We start from the raw sequence: 1,032 nt of genomic DNA, 5'->3' as shown, positions 1-1,032 counted from the left end.
CGCTGCCGCTCGGCGTCGTTCCGGCGGTCAGCGCCGCGCCAGTGCCAGCACGCTCAGGGCGAACATCGCGACGCCCAGCGGGACATGGACCGAGGGGACGTGCGCGATGCCGAGCACCACCTGCGCCGAGGCGAGCACCAGGAAGCCCGACGCGTGCAGGACCGGCCGGAGCGGGCCGCCCCCCGGCTTCCACGCCAGCACCGCCGCGAGCACGTACAGCATCGTCGCCCCGTACATCACACGGGCTCCGGCGCTGTGCAGCGTCTCCCCGTAGGACGAGGTCAGCAGCAGCCCCGCGGAGACCGCCTGCAGAAAGATCGTCAGGGTCTGCAGGGCGATCGCGATCCGCAGGAACGCCGGGCCGCGCTCCGTGTCCGCCGTCACCTGAATGGCCATGTCACAGTCCCCTTTTCCGCCCTCGGGCCGCAGCCCTCGAACAGCACGTCGGTAAGGTCTCGACAGCACGACGACGCGGGTCTGCGAAAGGTAAGGCGAGGGGGCGGCCGGAGCGATGGGGACAGTCGGTGTCAGCACGGAAGGGATAGCGGGGGAGCGCGGCAAGCTGATCAACGTCGCCTACCGGATGCTCGGCTCGGTGACCGAGGCCGAGGACGCGGTCCAGGAGGCCTACGCACGCTGGTTCGGACTGCCCCGGGGCAGACGGGAGGAGATCCTCGCTCCCGGCGCCTGGCTGACGACGGTGACCGGACGCATCTGCCTGGACCTGCTCGGTTCCGCGCGGGCCCGCCGCGAACGCTACACCGGTGCGTGGCTGCCCGAGCCGTTGCCGGACCGCACCGAGTGGGTCCGCACGGGTGCGGCCGGCCCCGACGGCCCCGTGGACCCCGCCGACCGGATCGTCCTGGACGAGTCGGTGACCACGGCCTTCCTCGTGGTCCTGGAGTCGATGACGCCCGCCGAGCGGGTGGCGTTCGTCCTGCACGACGTCTTCCGGTACCCGTTCGCCGAGATCGCCGGAGTCCTCGGCCGGACCCCCGCGGCCTGCAAGCAGCTGGCGGCGTCCGCGCGGCG

At 72.5% G+C, this 1,032-nt stretch carries 2 protein-coding genes; one reads left to right on the top strand and one right to left on the bottom strand.

Annotation, left to right across the window (positions count from 1 at the left end; translation table 11 throughout):
- Window positions 1–27 precede the first annotated feature (27 nt).
- Window positions 28–396 carry a hypothetical protein gene (locus tag HW445_RS32405; RefSeq protein WP_180224313.1) on the bottom strand — a complete coding sequence of 123 codons (369 nt, stop codon included), beginning with the start codon at window positions 394–396 and terminating at the stop codon, window positions 28–30.
- A 115-nt stretch (window positions 397–511) separates the two neighbouring features.
- Here HW445_RS32405 and HW445_RS32400 point away from each other — a divergent pair.
- Window positions 512–1,032: sigma-70 family RNA polymerase sigma factor (locus tag HW445_RS32400; protein ID WP_180224312.1), on the top strand; the 521-nt coding region annotated here is incomplete at its 3' end.

Origin of the sequence: Streptomyces sp. UH6 (assembly GCF_013421635.1) — a bacterium.
In the GTDB taxonomy this organism is placed as follows: Bacteria; Actinomycetota; Actinomycetes; order Streptomycetales; family Streptomycetaceae; genus Streptomyces; species Streptomyces abyssomicinicus.
This window is presented reverse-complemented; position numbering and strand designations above follow the sequence as displayed.